This window comes from Kribbella sp. NPDC051586, assembly GCF_044453965.1.
Classification (GTDB): Bacteria; Actinomycetota; Actinomycetes; order Propionibacteriales; family Kribbellaceae; genus Kribbella.
This window is the reverse complement of sequence record NZ_JBITDF010000001.1, coordinates 872,144-894,075: the sequence shown is the minus strand read 5'-3', so window position 1 is coordinate 894,075 and position 21,932 is coordinate 872,144. Positions and strand designations below refer to the sequence as shown.

Here is a 21,932-nt window from a genome sequence, read left to right as displayed (position 1 = left end):
TCGTCAGTTGCCGATGATGGGGAGGTCGCGGATGAACGGGGCGTTGCGCAGGTCGCCGAGCGTCGGACGCTCGATGTTCGGCGTCTCGATCGGAGTGCGCGCCCAGCCTGCTCCTGCGCCCTGTGTGGCCTTGTAGAACGTGATACCACCGACCGCCAGCAGCACGACGGCCATCAGCGCAGACAGCCAATGCGCTCGGAACGTGTTGCGCGCCGTGATGTGGGCGCCTCGACGCAGCGAGCTGCCGCCGGGGCCCCACCATGACGTGAAGAGCGCGGTCAGTGCGGCGCTACCGAAGCCGACTGCCGACAGCGGCTGCCAGTTGAGGTCGTACGCCGTAGCGGCGACGCCGGTGACGATGCCGCCGACAACCACCGCCATGACCAACGGCAGGATCAGGCAGGGCAGAGTGATCAGCGCGGCCATCGCCAGCTGTAGCGGGCTCGCGGCTGCTGCGATGACGCCGTCCGACTTGCCGGAGCGTCCGCGGACCTGGCGGCGCCGCATCAACGCCGTGCTCGAACGGTCGACCGTGCGCGCGAGCACCAGCAGTACCATGGCGACTGTCGAGCCGACGAGCGGGGTGAGTGCGATCAATCCGGTCAGCGCGACCATGAAGCCGATGACGACCGCAGTACGTCGACCGGTGGGCGGAGCCTTCGCGGGCTGAGCAGGTTGCACAGGTTGGGCAGGCTGCGCAGTCGCCGGTGGACCGGCCTGCGGGTAGGGCTGCGAGTACGGCGCCGGCGGACCGCTCTGGTACGGCAGTGGCATCCCGGCCGGGGCAGCTGCGTTCGGGGCCGGGCTGTACGTCGCCGGGTGCGGAGGGACCTCGGCCACCGGCTTCTTCGCCGCGTCGCGGATCTTGTCGCGGATCGGTGTGAACGCCGACAGCGGTGGGATCACCGGCGGCACAAGCTGCGCCACCTGTGTGGGAGTCGGTCCGTCCGGCTCTTCCGTCGGCATGAGCTTCGTGACGAGCCGGGTCGGCGGTACGGCGGCGACAGTAGGCGTCTCGCGAGGCAGGAGCGCGTCGCGGCCCTCGGAGTACCGGCTGAGGCCGGTCATGATCTCTTCCTGCGTCGGCCGGTCGGCCTTGCCCGGCGACAGCGCCGCGGCGAGCAGTGGCTTCAGCCGCGGGTCCAGTCCCTCCAGGTCGGCCTGGCCGGAGTGCACCCGGGCGAGCACCGCCTCGAATGGGCCCTTGCCGAAAGGCCGGCGTCCCGTCGCGGCGAACGCGACAGTGGCCGCCCAGCCCCACCAGTCCGCGGACTCCGACACCATCTCGCCCTCGATCAGCTCAGGCGCCAGGTATCCCGGCGTACCGATCACCAGCCCGGTCTGGGTGAGCCGCAGGTCGTCGGCGGCCTGAGCGATGCCGAAGTCGATCATCACCGGCTTGCCGTTGAACATCATCACGTTGCCGGGCTTCAGGTCGCGGTGGATCACTCCGGCCGCGTGGATCGCCTGCAGCGACTCGGCCAGGCAGCCGGCCAGCGGCAGCCACTTGCGCGGAGTCAGCGGGCCGCGCTCGTCCACCTGCTCGTCCAGCGGCCGTCCTGGGACGAAGCGGGTCACCAGGTAGGGGCGCTCGGCCTCCAGGTCGTGGTCGAGGATGCCGGCCACGCCGGGGTGGTCCACCTTCTGCAATGTGTTCGCCTCGCGCTGGAGGCGGGCCCGTGCGATCGGGTCGTGCGCGACGTGCGGCCGCAGTACCTTGACCGCGACCTCCTGGTGCTCCGGTCCCTCGGCCAGGTAGACGACGCCCATGCCGCCCTGTCCGAGCCGCCGGATCAACCGGTACGGTCCGAGCCGCTCGTCCTCCACCTCCTCGGCATGGGTGGAAGGTGGCCCCCCTGACACTGACATGGCATCTACGGTACGTCGGAAGCAGATCAAGCCGTCCTGATGACCTCAGAGGTAATCGTCTGAATTCTGCGCGTGGTCAAAGCTGGAGCTATGACACAGAGAATGAAGGCATACGCGATCGCTTACCTGCGCAACGTCCGGATGGGCGCCGACATCGTCGAGTACCTGGAGCGGATCGACGAGACGCTCGCGCCGTACGACGGTCACTTCATCGTGCACGGTGCGGCACCCGAGCAGATCGAGGGCGAATGGGAGGGGGCGCCGATCGTGATCGAGTTCCCCGACTACGACCACCTGCGGGACTGGTACGAGTCGCCGGACTACCGCGAGATCCTGCCGCTGCGGACCGGGAACTCCGACGGCGTGGTGATCTTCGTCGAGGGCGTCGACCGCAAGCACAAGGCCACCGACGTCCTGGTCTGACGAGGTTGGCCAGATCCTTGCGAACACCGGCGTCGTGGCCACTGGCTGCCCCCGCCGCCGGACCGGTTGGGTGGGGGTATGCGAATCGAGATCCTGGTGTTCGACGGTGTGGACGAGATGGACGTGATGGGGCCGTTCGAGGTCTGGAGCCATGCGGCGCGGCGGCCCGGGTTCGACATGGCGCTGGTCGGGCTGGACGGGCCGGCCGAGCTGACCGGGCTGCACGGCCTGCAGTTCAAGGCGCCGGAAGGCCTGGGGCAGCCCGACGCGCTCTTCGTCCCGGGCGGCGGATGGATGAACCGCGCGGAGAAGGGCTCGTGGGCCGAGGCCCGACGCGGAGTCATGCCGGCGCGGATCGCCGGGCTGGCGCCGTCCCTGCAATGGATCGGCTCGGTGTGCACCGGCTCGATGCTGCTCGCCGAGGCCGGGCTGGTGAAGGGCCGCCCCGCCACCACGAACCGTGGCGCGTGGGCCGAACTGGAGGCGTTCGGCGCAGACCTGAAGACCAATCGGGTCGTCGACGACGGCACCCTCGTCACCGCCGGCGGCATCACCTGCGGGATCGATCTCGCGCTGCACGTCGTCGAGCGTGAACTCGGGGCGGACGTTGCCGACGGGATCGCGGGCGCGATGGAGTACGCCCGCGATCGCGACGTCTACGTCTCAGCCGACTAGCTCGGGATACAGCGCGGTCAGGTCGCCGGAGACGGCGGCCTTCGCGCCGCGGGCGGTGTCGTCGGCCAGGACCTCGTACGCACCGGACTCGATGCCGTCGAGGGCCTGCTTCGCGATGTCCTCGGGCCGGGACTTCGGGGCGGTGACCGCCGACGCCATGTCGGTGTCGACGTACCCCATGTGCAGGCCGGTGACGCCGATGCCGCGGTCGAGCAGCTCGAGGCGGATCGCGTTGGTCTGCAGCCAGAACGCCGCCTTGGTCGCGGAGTACGCGCCGTGGCGGGCGACCCAGGACAGCGCCGAGTGGGCGTTGAGGATGTGGCCGCCGCCGTTGCGCTCGATGATCGGCACGAACGCCTGGGTGAGCTGGAGCGGGCCGAAGAAGTTCGCGTCGAAGACGGCGCGGACGTCGTCGATCGACGCGTCCAGGTACGTGTCCGGCGAGCCGGCGCCGGCGTTGTTGATCAGGACCGTCACGTCCGGGGCGGCCGCGGCCAGAGCCTCGATCGACGCCGGGTCGGTGATCTCCAGCGGAAGCGGTACGACGCGTGGGTCGGTGCTCGGCTTCGGCGTGCGGGCGGTCGCGTAGATCTTGGCCGCGCCGCGGCTGAGCAGGTCGTCGACGATCGTCTTGCCGATACCGCGCTGGCCGCCGGTGACCAGGACGACGGCGCCTTCGAGTGTGGTCATCTGAAACTCCCTAGGAGGAAACCGATCTGTTTCGCACACAGTAAACCGATCGGTTTCCGTTTTCAAATCCAGCCGGTACCCTCATTGCATGAGCACTTCGGCGACACCCCGTGAGCGACTGCTGGACGCCGCGGGGGAACTCTTCTACCGCGACGGCGTCAACATCGGAGTGGACGCGCTCTGCAAGGCGGCCGGGGTGTCGAAGAAGTCGATGTACCAGCTGTTCCGGTCGAAGGATGAGCTGATCGCGGAGAGCCTGGCCAGCCGCGGTCCTGCGTACCAGGCGCTGCTGCAGCCGGGGGCCGAGGACGAGCGGTCGCCGCGGGAGCGGATCCTGACCGTGTTCGAGCGCCAGGACGAGCTGGTTGCGTCGGGCAACTACCTCGGCTGCCCGTATGTGAGTACCGCGGTGGAGCTGAAGAACCCGGAGCACCCGGGGTCGGTGGTGGCGCGGCACTTCAAGCAGCAGCTCACCGACTTCTTCCACCGCGAGCTGGTGAAGGCCGGAGCCGAGGACCCCTCCACGCTCGCCATCCAACTCACCATGATCTTCGACGGCGCGAGCGCACGAGCCGTGGTCCGAGCCCAACCTCTTGGCGGCATCGGCGTCGCAACCGCCTCGGCGCTGATGAACGCTGCCGGCGTCCACGCGAGCGAGTTCGCCCTCAGCTGAGTCTATTCTCGCCACCGTGGAGATTCCGGCGCAGTTCCATGACCTGTTGTCTTCGACGGCGATCGCGATGGTCGGGACGATCGGCAGGCGCGGTGAGCCGCAGGTGACGCCGCTGTGGTTCCTCTGGGACGGCGAGCGGGTCCGTTTCAGTCTGGTGGAGGGCCGGCAGAAGCTGCGCAACCTGCGGCGGAATCCGTCGATCTCAGTGGCGATCGTCGATCCGGCCCGGCCGACGTACTACGTCGAGCTGCGAGGCCGGATCGACGACCTGGTGGCGGATCCGGAGCTGGCGCTGGAGCAGGCGGTTGCGCGGAAGTACACTGGCGGCTGGACCAACGTCGAGCCGCCGGGCACCATGCGTTACGCGGCGAGCGTTGTCGTCGAGCGGATCACCAGCCAGCTTGGTCACTGAGGGCTGCGAGTTCGGCGCCGGCGAGGAGGAAGCCGCGGACGGCGAAGTCGGCGGTGGTGTCGTAGGTGATGGGTTGGCTGGATTCGGGGCGGTCGCCGACGCCTTGGGCGTAGCCGAGGAAGCCGTTGGGGTGGACGGCCGTGGTGACCATGCCGTTCCAGGCGCGGGCGGCGACCGGGAGGTAGGTTGCGCTAGGCAACAGTCCTGTCCGCACGGCGTACGCCGACGCGTACGCGAAGAACGCAGTACCGCTGGTTTCCGGGCCGGGTAGGTGCTGGGCGTCGGTGAGGTTGACGTTCCAGAAGCCGTCGGTGCGCTGGATCGGGCGTAGGGCGGTGACGAGCTGCTTGAGCGTGTCGGAGTACTCCTGGTTCGCAAGGGTTTTCAGGGTCTTGACGTGTGCGGCCGCGACCCAGCCGTTGCCGCGGGACCAGACGACGGGCTTGCCGTGCGGTGAGGTGATGCCGCCGGGCCGGAAGCGCTCGTCGCGGTACCAGAGTCCGCTCGACGGGATCCACAGCTGGCGGGTCCGCTTCGTGTGGTTGTAGAGCTGGTAGAGCTTCGTCGCGTACGCCGGATCGTTGCGAAGCTTCCCGAGCCGCGCGAACGGCGGCATCGCCATGTGGAGTGCGTCGCACCACCACCAGTCGTCGACCTTCGTGCTGTCGACCATCCGCTGGATCGTGTCGGTCGCTGCGGCCAACTTGTTGGCGGACGGCTCGAGTTCGTACAGGTCGAGGTACGCCTGGATGCAGTTGTGGTTGTCGGCGTGCCGGGTGGTGACGCCGCCGGGGATGCCGTAAGCGTGCTTCTCGGCCCACGCGCGGGTGTAGTCCAGGTACTGCGTTTCGCCGGTCAACCGGTACGCGGCCATCAGCCCGCTGAACAACGTCGACCGGGCCCAGCCGTTGTCGCCGGAGTCCGGGTGGGAGCCGATCCACTGGTCGGCGACGCGACGGACGGTGGCGACGATCGCGGCCCGGGACGGCAGGGTGCCGGGCGGTGCTGCGGCGGTAGCGGTGACGGAGGGTAGTGCCGGGGCGGCCATGACTGCGGTTCCGACTGCTAGGAACTGGCGTCGTTTCATGGGACAGATCCTCACTTTGTTCCACTGAGCTGGGAAAATCTCCTGTTTTGTTCCGAAGTGAACTTTCTTCCTGCTGAGATGTTGACGCCCTCACCGTCCGTCGTCAAACTTCCGAAAAGACCCTGCGCTAGTGGGGGAAGCGCACGTGTCCACCGCCCCGAAAGACAGGACACCGCCATGAGAAAGAAACCTCTGGTCCTGGCCGCAGCCTGTGCTGCGCTGGTTGCCGGGACCCTCAGCAGCCCTGCAGTCGCGTCCTCGAACGCGCCGGCGCGCGAAGACGCGCCGGCCGCGTTCACCCATCCCGGTGTCGGCGTGAGCGTTGCTCAGCTCGACTTCGTCCGGGCCAAGGTGCAGGCCGGCGCGCAGCCGTGGACCAGCGCGTTCAACCAGGCCAAGAGCAGCACGTACGCATCCCTGTCCCGTACGCCGAAACCACGTGCGGTCGTGGAGTGCGGCCCGTACTCGAACCCGAACCTCGGCTGTACCGACGAGCGCCAGGACGCCATCGCGGCGTACACGGACGCTCTGCTCTGGTACCTGACCCGTGACGACCGCTACGCGCAGAAGTCGATCCAGTTGATGGACGCGTGGTCGGCCACGATCAAGGACCACACCAACAGCAACGCACCGCTGCAGACGGCGTGGTCGGCCTCCTCGTGGCCGAAGGCCGCGGAGATCATCAAGCACGTGTACGGCAACTGGCCGAACTCGGGCCGCTTCGCCACCATGCTGCGCAACGTCTACGTTCCCGAGATCATCAACGGCTCCAACTCCAACGGGAACTGGGAGTTGAGCATGACCGAGGCCCTCCAGGGCATGGGTGTGTTCCTGGAGGACAAGACCATCTACGACAAGGCGATCGCGCTGTACCGGCTGCGCGTACCGGCGTACGTGTACCTGGAGTCCGACGGCGCGCTGCCGAAGACGGTGCCGAGCCAGAACCTCAACACCCGCGACAAGATCGTCAGCTACTGGCAGGGCCAGGGGACGTTCGTGACAGGCTTGACTCAGGAGACCTGCCGCGACTTCACCCACACCGGCTACGGCATCTCGTCGATCTCACATGTGCTGGAGACCGCCCGGATCCAGGGCATCGACATGTACCCGGAGTTCGGTGAGCGGCTTCGCCAGGCGCTCGGGTTCCAGTCCCGTTGGGAGCGCAACCTCGAGCCGGTGCCGTCCTGGCTCTGCAAGGGCACGGTGAATCGCGGCCTCGGCCCGATCACCGAGGTCGGCTTCAACGCACTGCACACCCGGCTGGGGATCGCGATGACGAACACCCAGGCGATCACCGAGTCCCGCCGCCCGGCGGGTTCGAACAACCTGTTCGTCGCGTGGGAGACGCTGACCCACGCGGAGAACCCGTCCTAGCAGAAGACTTCCGGGAGGGCTGAGCTTCTCCCCTTCGGCTCTCCCGGATCCTTCAGCAGTGGGCTTCGCCGCGCTTCCAGTAGCCCTGGAAGGAGATCGCGGCCTTCGGCATCCCGACGACGTTGACCAGGTGACGGCGCACCGACTTGATCATCGAGGACTCACCGGCGACCCAGGCGTAGTCCGGGTCGAACGGCAGTGCCGCCGACTTGAGCGCCTCCAGCAACGATCCGTCCGTGACCCAGGTGATGTCGGCGTCACCTGGCAGCGGTCGCATGTCAGCAGCATCCGGTACGGCGATGAACACGGTGGCATGTACTCCGGCCGGGAGCTCCTCGAGGATGCCGGCGACCGCCGGAAGCGCGGTCTCGTCCGCGACCAGGATCCGGCGCACGCTGGTCGCCGGCGGCACGTAGTCGACGCCCGAGTGCAGCAGACCCTTGGTGCTCGTGGTGTCGACCGCGAACGGCAGCAGCAGACCGACCTCGTCACCCGGCTGCGCCTCGCTCACCCACGCCGACGCCGGCCCGTTCACGCCGTGCAGGACGAACTCGACGTCCAGCTCGGCCACCTCCGGCCGGAGCGCGCGCACGGTGTACGTCCGCATGATGAAACGCTCGTCGACGGGTTGCGCGCACCATTCGGCGTACCACTCGGGGCCTGACGGCAGCTTGATCGCGGTCCCGTTCGGCGGGGCGAGCAGGACCTTGATCCGCTGATCAGGGCCGGCTGTGACCGCGTCCGCGATCCGCGGTGCGACGAACGTCACGCGACGCAGATGCGGGCTCAGGTCCTCGACGGCCCCCACAGTGGCCAGGAGCGAATCGAACTCGATCGGTCGCTCGAGCACAGTCGTCATACTGTGGTTTCACTCTCTCGTCTCTATGTCCGCCCAACTGCCCCGGTCAGGAAACTTCGCAGGGGGAGGCTCGGGTGCGCACCTGACGGCGGCCGGGTTATGGTGAAGAGCCTAGAGGTTAGCCTTACCTAAGAGGATCCCGAAAGTCCAATGCCCCCGCCTAGTGCTGTCGCCTCCGCCGACCCCGACGTGGCAGCCGCTTCCCCGCGTCCACGACGCCGGGCCAAGCGGACCACGCTCGTCGCCGGGCTGATCGGCTGCGTCGTCCTGCTGGTGCTGGTGTGTCTGCTCAGCATCGCGATCGGGTCGAAGCAGATCCCGCTGTCCACGGTGATCGATGCCCTGCGCCACTACAACGAGTCGAACACCGATCACGTGATCGTCAGGTCGCTGCGGGTGCCGCGGACGCTGATCGGTCTGATGGTCGGCGCCGCACTCGGGCTGTCCGGTGCGTTGATGCAGGGCGTGACCCGGAACCCGCTGGCCGATCCCGGCATCCTCGGCGTGAACGGCGGCGCCGCGTTGTTCGTTGTCGGGGGCATCTACTGGTTCGGGTTGTCGACGCTGACGGCCTACGTCTGGCTCGCGTTCGCCGGCGCGGCGGCAGCGTCCGTGGCGGTGTATTTCCTCGGCTCGCTGGGGCGGGAGGGCGCGACGCCGGTGAAGCTTGCGCTTGCCGGCGCGGCGCTGACGGCGATGCTCGGGTCGTTGACGACGGCCCTGCTGATCGGCGACGTCGACACTTTCGACCAGTTCCGGTTCTGGTCGGTCGGGTCGTTCGCCGGCCGCGGTCCGGACGTCGCGGAACAGGTAGCGCCGTTCATCGTGATCGGGATCGTGCTGTCGCTGTTCTGCGGGCGGGTGCTGAACGCGCTGTCGCTCGGGGACGACGTAGCCAAGTCGCTCGGGCAGCGCGTCGGTCTGGCGCGGTTGTTCGTCGCGGTGGTCGTCGTACTGTTGTGTGGCGCGGCGACCGCGGCGGCCGGGCCGATCGGGTTCGTCGGGCTGACCATCCCGCATGTGGCGCGGCTGGTGACCGGTCCGGACTACCGATGGATCCTGCCGTACTCGATGCTGCTCGCTCCGATCCTTCTGCTCGGTTCCGACGTGATCGGCCGGGTCGTCGCCCAGCCCGGCGAGCTGCAGGTGGGCATCGTGACCGCGGTCCTCGGTGCACCGTTCTTCATCGTCTTGGTACGCCGCAGGAAGCTGGCAGACCTGTGACGGCCGAAGCGGTTCAGATCATCGCCCGGGCCCGCGCTGCCCGGCAGACCCGTTCGCTCATTGTCATCGTCGTGCTTTCCGTTGTGGTGTTCGCGACCTTCTGCGTCTCGTTGTCGCTCGGGGACTTCAAGATCCCGGTGATCGACGTGGTGAAGACGTTGTTCGGCGGCGGCGACCACGCGACCGAGTTCATCGTCAACACCCTTCGGTTGCCCAGGGCACTCACCGGCCTGCTCGTCGGTACGGCGCTGGGTCTGTCCGGCGCGATCTTCCAGAGCATCGCCCGCAACCCGCTGGCCAGCCCGGACATCATCGGTGTGACGTACGGCGCGAGCGCGTTCGCGGTGTTCGCGATCGTGACGCTCGGCCTGACCGGGGTCGCGGTGTCGGCGTCCGCGATCGTCGGTGCGGTGCTGACGGCGTTCCTCATGTACGTGCTCGCCTGGCGGCACGGGGTGTCCAGTTACCGGCTGATCCTGATCGGCATCGGGATCGGTGCGATCGCGACCAGCATCACGTCGTACCTGCTGACCAAGGCGCGGGTGGAGATCGCTCAGCAGGCGCTGATCTGGCTGACCGGGAGCCTGAACGGGCGGGACTGGTCAAACGTACGGTCGCTGGCGATCACGTTCGTCGTACTGCTGCCGTTCATGGTGTTTCTCGTGCATCAGCTGCGGATCCTGCAGCTGGGCGACGAGACGGCGTACGGGCTGGGGTTGCGGGTGGAGGTGTCGCGGCTCGGGCTGATCGTGATCGCCGTACTGCTCGCCGCGGTGGCGACCTCGGCGGCGGGGCCGATCGGGTTCGTCGCGTTCGTCGCGCCGCCGATCGCGCGGCGTCTGACCCGGTCGCCGGGGCCGGCGATGATCGCGTCCGGGCTGCTCGGGGCGCTGGTCGTCGCGTTGTCGGATCTTGTTGCACAGCACGCGTTCGGGGACACGCAGCTGCCGGTCGGGGTGGTGACCGGCGTGGTGGGTGCGCCGTACCTGATGTTCCTGCTGGCCCGGGCCAACAGCGTCGGAAGTGGTGGCTGAGAGATGGAGAACTCTGTGGAACCTGTGACACCACACAGCTTGGCTGCCGACGGTCTTGCGGTCGGGTACGACCAGCGGGAGATCATCCACGACCTGTCGGTGCGGATCCCGACCGGGAAGATCACGGTGATCGTCGGCGCCAACGCGTGCGGCAAGTCGACGCTGCTGAAGACGCTGGCGCGGTTGCTGAAGCCGTCGCGCGGCACCGTTCTGCTGGACGGCAAGAGCATCCAGCAGATCCCGACGCGCGAGGTGGCGACCAAGCTCGGTCTGCTGCCGCAGTCGCCGACCGCGCCGGAGGGGATCACGGTCGCCGACCTGGTCGGGCGCGGGCGGTACCCGCGGACGCGGTGGATCCGGCAGTGGTCGAAGACCGACGACGAGGCGGTCGCGGACGCGATGACGTCGACCGACGTACTGTCGATCGCGGACCGGCCGATCGACGAGCTGTCCGGTGGTCAGCGGCAGCGGGTCTGGATCGCGATGGCGCTGGCGCAGGAGACCGACATCCTGCTGCTGGACGAGCCGACGACGTTCCTGGACCTGACGCACCAGTTCGAGGTGCTCGATCTGCTCGTCGACCTGAACAAGTCCGACGACCGGACGATCGTGCTCGTGCTGCACGACCTCAACCAGGCCTGCCGGTTCGGCGACCACCTGATCGCGATGAAGGACGGGGCTATCGTTGCCGAAGGCAACCCTCAGGACGTGATCAGCGAAGAGGTCGTGCACGACATCTTCGGTCTGGCCGTCAAGGTCGTTCCCGACCCCGTTGCCGGCACCCCGATGGTGGTGCCGATCGGCCGGCACACCACCCGAACGGATCGAACCGACACAGCGGATTCCCCGTCCGGAAACCTTGCGGCCGCGGCCCTGGCCGCCAGCGCCGCGGCCAACGGCATCTGCCGTCCAACACCCGACTGATCAGGGCATAAGGACAGGAGGTAATCGGGTGATGGGCGCTGCTCGTCGCCCGGCTCAGGCGTGCTGGTCGGGCCCTGTACGGACTACCTCCTGTCCTTAGCACCTTTTCGTCGGTCGGGGTGGTTATGGTGGCGGCCATGTTGTCCGTGCTCGGGTATCACCAGTCCGTCCTGGCGGTTGTGCGCCGTCAGGACGAGCGCGCGTGGGCGGCGTTGCACGGCGGGCCGGAGGGCGATCTCGGCGACGCACTGTTGCGGAACGCGTACCGTCTGGAGGAGGACGCGCACCCCGTCGTGCACCGGGCCGGGCGTCGCGCGGCGGAGGCGCTCGGGGTGGTGGCGGAGGTCGAGTACTTCCAGGTGAGCGGCGAGCCGAACGCGGCGTACCTTCACCAGGCCGAGCCAGTCATCCTGTTCCAGGGGCCGTTGCTCGATCGGCTGGACGAGGACGAGCTGACGGCGGTGATCGGGCATGAGCTCGCGCACCGGCTGTTGTGGGAGGCCGAGGACGGTGGGTACCTCGCCGTCGACAGGCTGCTCGACGCTGCGGCGGGCGACGCGCGGACACCTTCGCATTACCTCGAGACGCATCGGCGGTGGTCGCTCGCGACCGAGCTGTTCGCCGATCGGGGTGCGCTGACGGCTTGCGGTGACCTGAGTACGACGATCCGCGCACTGCTGAAGCTGGAGACGGGGCTGAGTACAGCAGACCCCGCCGCGTACCTGCGGCAGGCGGAGTCACTGGATCTACGCTCAGGGAGTCGCGGGACCACGCATCCTGAGGCGGTCGGGCGTGCCTGGGCGCTGAAGAACTGGGTCGAGGGTGAGTACGTCGAGGAGCTGGTGACCGGGCCGCTCGACGTGGACGCGCCGGACCTGCTCGACGCCGTGCTGTTGCGCGAGCTGAGCCGCGACTTTGCCGCTGTGATCGCGCAGACCGAGGGCCTGCGGACGGATGCGGTTGCGACAGCGGCTGCCGGGTTCGCGGATGCTCCTGGTGTGGCAGCGGGAACTGTGCGGTTCGACGAGCCGTTGACAGTGCGTCCGGTGGATGGGGCGCCGATGCCGCGACCGAGACCGCTGACGAAGGCGACGAAGCGGTACCTGTGTTACTTGCTGCTCGATCTCGCGACGGCCGATCCGGATGCTGGCGACGCCGGGCTGATCGCGTCGCTGGCCCTTGCGCGGCGATCAGGCCTGCCCGGGTACGTCGATGTCGCGGACGACGAGCTTGGGTGGAGCGACAAACAGCGCGCGAGATTTGTACGGGCTTCGGAGGTGATCGGATGAGCGCGGAGGATCTCGTCGCGCTGGCCGTCTCTCAGGGTGGCCTGGGCAACGACGCCCTACTCGCGGCTGTGCTGCCGCTGTTCCACGAGACGGCGGCTGTCCACGAGCGCGGGTTGGTCGCGCCGCTGCGTGGTCTGGATCGCATCGTCGTCGACGAGCAGAACCGGCTCGGCTTCGACGCTTCGGAGGCCGGTCGGCCGACGCGGGCGCCGGCCGAGATCGATGCGCGGCAGGGCAAGCGCCCGACGGCTGTCGAGGTGGTCGCGCACCGGCAGGCCGAGCTCGACCTGGGGGAGAGTGGCGGCCGGGAGGCGACCGTCGTGCCCGAGGCGGTGCCGGACGCGATCACGGCGCCGACGTTGGTGGCCGGCTGGCAGAGCTGGGAGCACGTGGTCGGTCACCACGACCAGCTCACCGACATCTTCAGCCTCGGCCAGCTGCTGCTCGCGCTCGGCTGCGGCCTCGATCTGTCCCGGACCGCGGACGTCGCCACCCTGATCGACGCCCGAGGCAACTTGTATCGGCTCGACCCGGATCTGCATCCGGTGATCGTGTCGGTCGCCGCGCAGATGATCGAGCCGGACCGGCACCGGCGCGCGCAGGACCTGCACTCGTTGATCGAACAGCTCGAGAACTACCGCGAACAGCCGCTGGACTTCGACGTCGAGGCGATCGTGCGCGGCGCGGCCGACCGGCGTACGGCGGTGCTCGGCGCGTTGCGGGACAGGCTGTTCGACCTGTCGCGGCGCAACCGGCTGATCAACTTCCGGCCGACCGCGCAGACGCTGAACCTCACCGAGGTGTCGGTGCCGCTGATGCTCGACGTACGGACGATCCGCTCGGAGCAGCTGTTCACGTGGCGGGACGAGCTCGCGGGTGACCTGCTGAAGAAGGCGCAGCCGCTGGGGAAGTGGATCAGGTACGACGAGGCGCCGTACGCCGCGAACACGTTGGACAAGCTGATCTCGACGGCTCGTCGCGACCGGGCCGACTACGGGCAGGATCAGCTGCGGCTGGTGCCGGCGTTCCTGCGGTGGCACGACTTGAAGAACGACCGCGATACGCGGATCGCCTCGCCGTTGGTGCTGGCGAAGGTCGAGCTGACGCGGAAGCGCGGTGTGCGGGATTCGTACACGTTGCGCGTCACCGATCCGATCGCCGAGGTCAATCCGACGCTGCGGCACAGCTTGCGGATCCTGTACGGGATCGCCCTGCCGGAGACCATCGACCTGTCTTCGCCTGGTGCGTTGCGTGGGCTGCACGAGCGGCTGGCGAAGGAGATCCAGGCGACCGAGCCCGGGCTGCAACTGCATCTGCGGGAGAAGCCGCGGATCGATCTGGTCCGGCAGCGGGCGATGACGCGGCTGCGGACGTACAACCGGCGGCGGCGCGGGACCGTGGCCACCGGGTTCGGCGGGAAGCAGTACCCGTATTCGTACCGGCGTACGGACTACCAGCCGCTGGGCGTGCAGATCTACCGGGCGCAGATCGCGGAGCAGGCGTTGCCGTTGGGGATCGCGCTGGGGGAGTCGCCACGGCCGGCGCGGGCGCTCGAGACCGATGTGTACTCGCTCGACACCGACGGCGGGCCGTACTCGTGGGACGTCGACCTGTGCGCGGTCTCTCTGGCGAACTTCAATTACCGCACGCTGGGGCTGGTTCGCGACTACGACGAACTGCTGACGAGTGGGGAGTCGGCGGCGTCGTTCGAGCAGCTGTTCTCGGACCGGCCGCGACCGATCGGCAGCACTCCGCCGGAGCTGGCTCCGGCCGATCGGCACCTCGTCGTGCCTGCCGATGGTTCGCAGGTGGCGGCGATCGCCCGGGCTCGGCGAGGCGAGAGCTTCGTGATCCAAGGGCCGCCGGGGACGGGGAAGTCGCAGACGATCACGAACCTGATCGCGGACTTCGTGGCGCGCGGGAAGCGGGTGCTCTTCGTCTGCCAGAAGCGGGCGGCGTTGGACGTCGTGCACGCCCGGTTGGCCAGCCGGCGGCTGGACGGGTTGTGTGCGCTCATCCATGACTCGCAGGGGGACAAGAAGGCATTCGTGCATGGGCTGCGGGAGACGTACGAGTCGTGGCTGGCTGCTGAGGACGACCTGGATGCCCTAGCTGTACGCCGCGCGGACTTGATCGCCCGTGTCGGCCGCCTCCTGTCCACGGTCGACGCCTTCGAACACCAACTGACTGCGGGCGCTCCGCCGCTCCGCGACCTCATCAACCGGCTGGCGGAGCTGCACGACTTCGCGTGGTCTCCTGAAGGTGAGGTTGTGCCGGGGGTCGAGGAGTGGTGGGCGGCGCGGGATGTGGTTCGGGAGGTTGCGCGGGAGTTGGCCTCAGCGGATCCGTCTACTGGTGGAGTGCTGGCTCGCAGTTCGCTGGCGTTCCTTGCGACAGAGCGGTGGGACGGCGCCGATGTGACCGCTGCCGCGCGTGAGCTCCGCGCGAGGTGGGACGTGGTGGCGAACACCTTGGCTGGGTTGGACACGTCAGGTGGTGTCGCGGGCTCGGGCGAATCCGTCGGTCTGAGTGTGCGACAGGCGCGGGCGCTGGCCGGCCTCGGGCGGTTGGTCGAGCCGTTGGCGGCGGTGGATCGGGTCGAGGCGATCGTTCCGCGGTCCGCACAGGCTCGTGAGCTGGCGGCTGCTGGTGACGAGCGGAAGCGGTTGGCGGCGGCTGAGCGTGCGGCTTGGAAGGACGCCGCCGGCTGGACCGAGCCGCTGTCCCCGGCCGACGCACGCTCCGCACTGAAGGTTGCTCAGAGCAAGGAAGGCGGCATCCTCTCCTTCCTCAGCGGCGATTGGCGCCGGGTGAAGAACCTCGTTCACACCCGCTTCGACGCCGGCAACCGCGCCGTCCAACCTTCCGTCACCGACACCCTCACCGACCTGGTGGCCGCGCACTCCGCATCGGCCGCCGTCGAAGAACACGCCGAGCAGACGCGCCGGGACTGGTTCGTCGACGACCCACGCGAGCTGATCGACCAACTGGCCGCCGCCCGCAAGACCGTCCCCGACTGGCGATTCGTACTGCGAGACGGCGCCCCGGCCGAGCTCTCCCGCCTGGCCGACGCCCTCGACGAGGCCGAGGAATCCACCCAGGACCTGCTCGCCGACCACTGGGACACGCTGACGGTCGACGGCGTCCGCGACTTGGCCGATCGGCTCGTCGCGGAGAGCGCCGTCGTACGCGCGGTCGGCCCCAAGCTCCGCGAGCTCGCCGGTGCTCCACCGTCCGTCCTCACCGCCGTTCGCCGGCTGGACGCCTCACCCGACCAGCTCGAGTACGCCGTCTGCGCCGCCGAATGGGAGCGCGTCCGCACCGCCGCGCCCTTGCAGCTCTCGTCGACGAGAGTCGACGCGATCGTCGGCGAACTGAGCATGGTGTATGACGATCTCACCGAGCTCAACGCCCAAGTGGTGACTGCCCAGGTCCGTCGCCGTTTCCTCGCCGAGGTCGCGCACTCCGAGCAGAGTGTGACCGGGATGTCGCCTGAGGACCGCGAGCGGAAGAAGGCTTTCGCATCCGGCCGGCGTGAGCTGGAGCACGAGTTCGGCAAGGTCATGCGGTACCGGTCGATCCGCGACCTCGCCTCCGGCGCACCAGGTGAAGTGGTGTCGATGCTTCGGCCTGTCTGGCTGATGAGCCCTTCGTCGGTCTCCGAAACGTTGCCGCTGACAACTTCATTCGACGTGGTGGTGTACGACGAGGCCAGTCAGATCCCGGTGGAGGAGGCGATCCCGGCGCTGCACCGCGCGCCGCAGGTGATCGTCGTCGGCGACCAGATGCAGCTCCCGCCGACGCAGTACTTCCGGGTGCGCACGTCCGATGAAGAGCTGGACGTCGAGGACGAGGCAGCCGAGCAGGTCGGGATCGCGCTGACCGAGGACAGCTTCCTCTCGATCAGCGCGCTGCGGCTGGCATCGACGATGCTCACGTGGCACTACCGGAGTCGGTCCGAGGCGCTGATCTCGTTCAGCAACTCGGCGTTCTATCAGGGCAAGCTCGCGACGGTGCCGGATCGGCTGCCACCCCATGCGGCGCCGCCGTGGACGGTGCGGTCGGACTCGCCGATGGTGTCCGACGTCTGTGACAACATGCTCGCCGGGAGCATCACGGCGGTGCGGCTCGTCGACGGGGTGTACGTGCGGCGTACCAATCCGGCCGAGGCGCGGTGGATCGCCGCGTTGGTGCGGGAGACTTTGATCCGGCAGACGGGGAAGAGTCTGGGCATCGTTGCGTTCTCCGAAGCCCAGCAGGGCGAGATCGAGCGGGCGCTCGACGAGTTGGCCGAGGCGGACCCTCAGTTCGCGGCGCTGTACGAGGCGGAGCAGGTGCGCACGCACGGCGAGCAGGACGCCGGCCTGTTCGTGAAGAACCTCGAGAACGTGCAGGGCGACGAGCGCGACATCATCCTGATGAGCGTCTGCTACGGCGCCGGCCCGGACGGCCGGATGCTGATGAACTTCGGCCCGATCAACACCTCCGGCGGAGAGAAACGCCTGAACGTCATCTTCAGCCGCGCCCGCGAACACATGGTGATCGTCAGCAGCATCGAACCCGAGGCGATCACCAACACCTACAACGACGGCGCCAACACGCTACGCCGCTTCCTCGCGTACGCCGCCGCGATCTCCCGGGGCGACCACGCCGCCGCGAAGGCCGCCCTCACGCCGTACGCCGTCAAGGCCGCCGCGCCTTCCGCGCGCTCAAGTGCGGTGATCGAGCAGCTCGCCGAGTCGCTCGAAGCGCGCGGGGTCGAGGTGGACACTGCCGTCGGGGAGTCGGTCTTCCGCTGCGATCTTGCGCTGAAGTTGCCCGGGGACACCGGCCACCGCCTCGCAGTACTCGTGGACACGCCTGACCGAGTCGCCGCCGACACGCTCCTGGAGCGCCTCACCACTCACCCCAGCGCTCTCACGACCACCGGCTGGCGAGTCCATCACGTCCTCACGACCGACTGGACTCGCTCACCGGAGAAGGTCACCTCGCATCTGATCGACGCACTCCACCGTCCAGCAGACTGATGCGGGCCTGGTAGACGACCAGGCCGGCCAGCAGAGCGCCGAGGGTGCCGAGGGCGAGATCGCCGAGGGTGTCGGTGTACGCCGTCTGCAGTTCGGGGGAGTTGCGAACGAAGGCGACGTACTCGCCCAACTCCCAGACGACCGCGGCGGTGGCGCCGAAGCCGAGGGCGACGAACGCGGTGAGACCTCGGGACAGGCCGCGAGGTGCGAACGCGAGCAGCACTCCGGCGGTGAGGAAGCCCCAGAGGACGAAGTGCATCGCGTCGTCCCACCAGTCGACGGTGTCGAACAGGTTCAGCCGGTTGCCGATCAGGTCGATCAGCCACGGCAGCGTCATCAACAGGTCCGCGTGCCACGGGAAGGCGCGGTGGAGTTTGCTGCGGGTACGACCGTAGGCCCACCACCACAGCGGGAGCACCATCGCGCCGATCGGGTACACCACCAGGCGGGCGGTCGACGCCTTGCCCTTGATCCCGCTCAGGTCCGGCCAGATCAGGGCCGAGAGCAACAATGCGAAGAGCAGCACCTTCGCGGCCAGGGCGGCGTACCGCAGCCAGTTCGCCCGGGTGCCGGGGATCGTGGTCACAGCCATCGTCGTCATACCTCCCAGTCAATCGGGCCGCTGGGCGAGGCGGATGAGTACAACTACGCGAAGAACCCCCGCGATCTCCGTCATTGTGACGGAGGCGCGGGGGTCCCGGACAGCGCTCGGATCAGCTGACGCTGACGAGGTCCACGACGAAGATCAGGGTTTCGCCCGGCTTGATCGCGCTGCCGGCGCCGCGGTCGCCGTACCCCAGGTGCGGCGGGATGACCAGCTTGCGGCGGCCACCGACCTTCATGCCCTGGACGCCGGTGTCCCAGCCCTGGATGACCTGGCCGACGCCGAGCTGGAACGCCAGCGGGGCGCCGCGGTTGTACGACGCGTCGAACTCCTCGCCGGTCGAGTGGGCCACGCCCACGTAGTGCACGTTGACCCGCGAACCGGCCTTCGCCTCGTCGCCGTCGCCAACGGTGATGTCGGTGATCTCGAGATCCGCCGGGGGCGGCCCGTCCGGAAAGTCGATCTCTGGCTTGTCAGTCATGCCACCAGCTAAGCAGACCCGTCGGTGGCGTCGAGTCCTGGACCCTCCATGTCAGCCTTGTTCCGCTGTTAGCGGAACGCCGGACACAACCGGTTGCGAGCTTGCGACCGGTTGTGTCCTCCGGGTGCGATCAGCCGAGGATCTGGCGCAAGGTGGTGGCGAACTCCTCCGGCTTGCCGGGCTGACCGTACTCGTTGCCGAGGAAGCCGCCGTGGCCGCTCGGGAACACGACCGGGTCCAGCCCCAGCTTCTCGGCCACGGCCTTGCCGCCACGGGCGGCCAGCTGGTTCGCCGACTCTTCGCCGACACCGAGGACGATCCGCTCCTTCGCCTTGGCCAGCGCGTCGAAGTCCGGCTGGTACGACGTACAGCCGCGAAGGTTCTGCCCGAGGAGGGCGTCGTTGCGGGAGCCGTCGTCCTCGGTCGGCAGGCCGAACATGGCCGGGTCCGGCGCGGGCTGCTGGGTGTAGTCGGCGGGGACCTCGCCGTCGTACCCGACGAAGGCGATGAACTTGGCCATCCCGGCGCCCATGCCGTCGCGCTGGTACGTCGCATACATGTCCTCGACCGCGGCCAGGGCACGCTCGCCGTCGGGGAGGATCGCGGCCAGCGGCGGCTCGTGGGCAACCAGGGTGTTGATCAGGTCGGGGCGCTTCGCGGTGAGGGCCAACGCGTTGACCGCGCCGCCGCTGCTGGCGAAGATGTCGACCGGGCCCGCGTCGAGGTGCTCGATCAGCGCGGCCAGGTCGGCGGCGTGATCGTCCGGGGACAGCTCGCCGAGGTCGCCGGTCCGCACGCTCCGCTCCACGCCGCGCGGGTCGTAGGTGATCACGGTGCGGTCGGCGAAATGCGAGGCCAGGGTCACGAAACCGCTGGCCGCCATCGGCGAGCCGATGACCAGCAGCACCGGCCGGTTCGCAAGGTCGCCGCGAACGTCGTACGTCAGCGTGGCTCCGGGCACGTCGAGCGTCTGGGTCACAGGCTCTGGCATCACAGCTCCTCAAGCGGTCGGTCTCGTGATCGAGAGCCTAGACCGCTCCGGCTGCGCGGAACAGGAACTCACCCGGAACCCGATCGGCACTAAAGTTGCCCTCCGTGATGAAGAGGCTCGCCTTCGTGATCGGTTTGTCCGCGGTGCTGACGACGACTGTGGCGGTGGTGGATCCGCGGAGCTCCGACGCTGCGACGGAGACCTATGCGCAGTACACGCTGATGTTCGAGAAGGCGGCCGGGCAGTACTTCGCCGGCGGGACCGCCGCCGGGCAATGGGCCTGGACCCCGCTGAGCGCCACCGAGTCCGACATCTCCTGGGGCGACCCGAAGGCCTGGCCACCGAAGTCCGCGGAACACTTCATCCACGACGGCGACTGGGTCCTGCTGGACGGCTACAACGACGGCGCCGGCCGACCCCTCACCCAGATCCAGCGCGTCACCACCGAAACCATCGGCGACGCGAACTGCGGCAACATGCAGCCGATCCCGACGGACGGCGGCCGCCAGCACTACGTCAAATGGGCCATCCCCACCACCGGCTACTGCCTGGACGCCACCGGCACCATCAAGCCCCCCAACGGCGCCACCACCGTCACCTTCCGCCACCTCCAGAAGTGGCTCCCGCCCCACCCCTGCACCAACCCGTACTACAAAGCCCAAACCTGCGTAACCCAGTCCGAACAGTGGTGGGACGACAACCAACACCCCTACGCCCTACAACTGGCCCGCACCGTAGAGCTGGCAAAGGGCCTGGGCATGGCCTTCACCAACCGCACCACAGTCCCCCTGGCCTGGAACGCCGACGGCCGCTACTACTGGCATTACTGAGGGGGTGGGGTCCACGAAGCGACCCCACCCCCTCAAGCCGGACCTGCTTACTTCTTGACTGTCTTGTTGTACTGGTCGATCTGGGGCTTGATGGATTCTGCCGCTGCCTTCATGGCGGTGGCTGGGTCGGTGCCCAGAACGGCCTTTTCGATGCCGTCCTCGGAGGCCTTGCGGGCCTGCGGCATGACGCCGAGGATGCAACCGGACGAGGCGTTGGTCGGCTTGGTGTTGTGGAGTTGGGTGATCGCGGTGGTGAACTGCGGGTACTGCGCCACCCAGGCCTTGTCGGCGGGCTCGTCGAGGGCCTTCTTGTTGATCGGGAAGTAGCCGGTGCCGGTGTGCCACGCGGCCTGTTGCTCCGGCGAGGACGCGAACTTCACGAACTCCCAGGAGGCGCGCTTCTCGGCGTCCGAGTGTCCCGGGCCGTCGATCCACAACGACGCCCCACCGATGATCGGGCCACCGGAGTCGGACGCGGTCAGGTGCGGGAACGGCGCGGTCAGCACGGTGAACTTGCCCTTCGCCGCATCCAGGTAGCCGCGCAGCGAACCGGTCGACTCCAGGTGCATCGCCGACGTACCGGACTTGAACACGGCCTGCGCGTCGTCGGTCTTCTTGCCCGTGTTCGGCATCAGACCCTGCTTGACCATCTGCTGGTACCAGGTCGCGACCTTGACGCCCTGCTCGTCGTCGAAGTTCACCTTCGACGCGAGATCCTTGCGCCCGTTCTCGTTGTCGCAGTACGTCGTCCCCGACTGTGCGATGAGCTGCTCCAGGAACCAGCCGTAGATGGCGGCGTTGAAGCCGTACTGGACGGTCTTGCCGCCCTGCTTGACGGTCAGCTTCTTCGCATCCGCCATGATCTCGTCGAGATTCGTCGGCGGCTTGTTCGGGTCGAGCCCGGCCTTCACGAAGGCTTCCTTGTTGATGTACAGCAGCGGCATCGACGTGTTGAACGGCATCGAGTTCAGTGCGCCGTCGATCGAGTAGTAGTTCGCGATGTTCGGCTCGATCGAGTCCAGCGAGTAGCTGTCCTTGTCGGCGAACTTCTGCACCGGAACGGTCTGCTTGGAGTCGATCATGAACCGCGACCCGATGTCGTAGATCTGCACGACGGCAGGCGTGTTGCCCTGCTGCACCGAGGTCTTGTACTTCGTGATCGTCTCGTCGTAGTCGCCCTGGTAGACCGCGGTCACTTCGATCTTGCCGGCGTGCGCGGTGTTGAACGCCTTCACCAATTTGTCGACGGCCGCGCCGTTGGCGCCCTTCATGCCGTGCCAGAAGGTGATCTTGGTGACCCCGGTCGCCTTGTCCAGGGCGTCCGCGCCGGGCACGTCCTGGGCGCCACCGTTGGAGTTGCCGGAGTCATTGCCGCTGCCCCCGCAGCCGGCTGCGACCAGCGCCAGTACCGCCAGGAGGGAAGCGCCGACCGCCGTACGCCGTTGTCGGACGGTTCGCATGACAAC

The 21,932-nt window shown here is 68.2% G+C and carries 19 protein-coding genes; 11 read left to right on the top strand and 8 right to left on the bottom strand.

All coding sequences use genetic code 11. From position 1 onward, the window contains the following. Positions 1-3: 3 nt before the first annotated feature. The gene (locus tag ACIA58_RS04415) at positions 4-1,869 is read right to left on the bottom strand and encodes a protein kinase (protein WP_396402167.1); all 1,866 of its coding nucleotides are present in this window, start codon (positions 1,867-1,869) and stop codon (positions 4-6) included. 90 nt (positions 1,870-1,959) lie between these two features. Between ACIA58_RS04415 and ACIA58_RS04410 the strand changes: the two genes are divergently transcribed. Further along, a complete protein-coding gene (locus ACIA58_RS04410) occupies positions 1,960-2,292 on the top strand; it encodes a DUF1330 domain-containing protein (protein ID WP_396402166.1) in 333 nt (110 codons plus the stop codon). A 78-nt stretch (positions 2,293-2,370) separates the two neighbouring features. Then, positions 2,371-2,967, top strand: a complete 597-nt coding sequence (locus tag ACIA58_RS04405; RefSeq protein ID WP_396402165.1) for a DJ-1/PfpI family protein — start codon at positions 2,371-2,373, stop codon at positions 2,965-2,967. On the opposite strand, the gene ACIA58_RS04400 is transcribed toward ACIA58_RS04405, so the two are convergent. Next, positions 2,956-3,657 (bottom strand): SDR family oxidoreductase, encoded by a 702-nt coding sequence (locus ACIA58_RS04400; protein WP_396402164.1) that lies wholly within the window; start codon positions 3,655-3,657, stop codon positions 2,956-2,958. The two genes, ACIA58_RS04405 and ACIA58_RS04400, sit on opposite strands and share 12 nt — an antisense overlap. Positions 3,658-3,745: 88 nt before the next feature. Here ACIA58_RS04400 and ACIA58_RS04395 point away from each other — a divergent pair, with 88 nt between their 5' ends. Both ACIA58_RS04395 and ACIA58_RS04390 read left to right on the top strand, forming a co-directional pair. Beyond that, positions 3,746-4,330: a TetR/AcrR family transcriptional regulator gene (locus ACIA58_RS04395; protein ID WP_396402163.1), complete on the top strand. Its 585-nt coding sequence runs from the start codon at positions 3,746-3,748 to the stop codon at positions 4,328-4,330. Positions 4,331-4,346: 16 nt separating this feature from the next. Continuing rightward, the gene (locus tag ACIA58_RS04390) at positions 4,347-4,742 is read left to right on the top strand and encodes a PPOX class F420-dependent oxidoreductase (protein ID WP_396402162.1); all 396 of its coding nucleotides are present in this window, start codon (positions 4,347-4,349) and stop codon (positions 4,740-4,742) included. Here the strand turns inward: ACIA58_RS04390 and ACIA58_RS04385 are convergent. Next, a complete protein-coding gene (locus ACIA58_RS04385; RefSeq protein ID WP_396402161.1) occupies positions 4,720-5,829 on the bottom strand; it encodes a glycoside hydrolase family 88 protein in 1,110 nt (369 codons plus the stop codon). The two genes, ACIA58_RS04390 and ACIA58_RS04385, sit on opposite strands and share 23 nt — an antisense overlap. A gap of 177 nt (positions 5,830-6,006) precedes the next feature. Between ACIA58_RS04385 and ACIA58_RS04380 the strand changes: the two genes are divergently transcribed. After that, positions 6,007-7,203 (top strand): alginate lyase family protein, encoded by a 1,197-nt coding sequence (locus ACIA58_RS04380; protein ID WP_396402160.1) that lies wholly within the window; start codon positions 6,007-6,009, stop codon positions 7,201-7,203. 52 nt (positions 7,204-7,255) lie between these two features. Here ACIA58_RS04380 and ACIA58_RS04375 read toward each other — a convergent pair whose 3' ends face one another. Continuing rightward, entirely contained in the window at positions 7,256-8,062 is an 807-nt protein-coding gene (locus ACIA58_RS04375) for a siderophore-interacting protein (protein WP_396402159.1), read from the bottom strand. Between the two features lie 150 nt (positions 8,063-8,212). Here ACIA58_RS04375 and ACIA58_RS04370 point away from each other — a divergent pair, with 150 nt between their 5' ends. From ACIA58_RS04370 to ACIA58_RS04350, 5 genes are all read left to right on the top strand, one after another. Continuing rightward, a complete protein-coding gene (locus ACIA58_RS04370) occupies positions 8,213-9,286 on the top strand; it encodes a FecCD family ABC transporter permease (protein WP_396402158.1) in 1,074 nt (357 codons plus the stop codon). Next, positions 9,283-10,320, top strand: coding sequence for a FecCD family ABC transporter permease (locus ACIA58_RS04365; RefSeq protein WP_396402157.1), 1,038 nt, complete (start codon positions 9,283-9,285; stop codon positions 10,318-10,320). The genes ACIA58_RS04370 and ACIA58_RS04365 overlap by 4 nt, the downstream gene beginning before the upstream one ends. A gap of 3 nt (positions 10,321-10,323) precedes the next feature. After that, positions 10,324-11,244, top strand: a complete 921-nt coding sequence (locus ACIA58_RS04360; protein ID WP_396402156.1) for an ABC transporter ATP-binding protein — start codon at positions 10,324-10,326, stop codon at positions 11,242-11,244. A 137-nt stretch (positions 11,245-11,381) separates the two neighbouring features. Next, positions 11,382-12,533: a M48 family metalloprotease gene (locus ACIA58_RS04355; protein WP_396402155.1), complete on the top strand. Its 1,152-nt coding sequence runs from the start codon at positions 11,382-11,384 to the stop codon at positions 12,531-12,533. Further along, positions 12,530-17,560: an AAA domain-containing protein gene (locus ACIA58_RS04350; RefSeq protein ID WP_396402154.1), complete on the top strand. Its 5,031-nt coding sequence runs from the start codon at positions 12,530-12,532 to the stop codon at positions 17,558-17,560. The genes ACIA58_RS04355 and ACIA58_RS04350 overlap by 4 nt, the downstream gene beginning before the upstream one ends. On the opposite strand, the gene ACIA58_RS04345 is transcribed toward ACIA58_RS04350, so the two are convergent. From ACIA58_RS04345 to ACIA58_RS04335, 3 genes are all read right to left on the bottom strand, one after another. Continuing rightward, a complete protein-coding gene (locus ACIA58_RS04345) occupies positions 17,517-18,161 on the bottom strand; it encodes a hypothetical protein (protein ID WP_396402153.1) in 645 nt (214 codons plus the stop codon). The genes ACIA58_RS04350 and ACIA58_RS04345 overlap by 44 nt on opposite strands. Positions 18,162-18,273: 112 nt before the next feature. Then, on the bottom strand, positions 18,274-18,645 hold the full coding sequence (locus ACIA58_RS04340; RefSeq protein ID WP_396402152.1) for an FKBP-type peptidyl-prolyl cis-trans isomerase: 372 nt from the start codon (positions 18,643-18,645) through the stop codon (positions 18,274-18,276). A 130-nt stretch (positions 18,646-18,775) separates the two neighbouring features. Continuing rightward, on the bottom strand, positions 18,776-19,636 hold the full coding sequence (locus ACIA58_RS04335; protein WP_396402151.1) for an alpha/beta fold hydrolase: 861 nt from the start codon (positions 19,634-19,636) through the stop codon (positions 18,776-18,778). Between the two features lie 107 nt (positions 19,637-19,743). Here ACIA58_RS04335 and ACIA58_RS04330 point away from each other — a divergent pair, with 107 nt between their 5' ends. Further along, a complete protein-coding gene (locus ACIA58_RS04330; RefSeq protein WP_396403306.1) occupies positions 19,744-20,466 on the top strand; it encodes a hypothetical protein in 723 nt (240 codons plus the stop codon). A gap of 47 nt (positions 20,467-20,513) precedes the next feature. Here ACIA58_RS04330 and ACIA58_RS04325 read toward each other — a convergent pair whose 3' ends face one another. Next, on the bottom strand, positions 20,514-21,926 hold the full coding sequence (locus ACIA58_RS04325; RefSeq protein ID WP_396402150.1) for an ABC transporter substrate-binding protein: 1,413 nt from the start codon (positions 21,924-21,926) through the stop codon (positions 20,514-20,516). Positions 21,927-21,932: the final 6 nt, after the last annotated feature.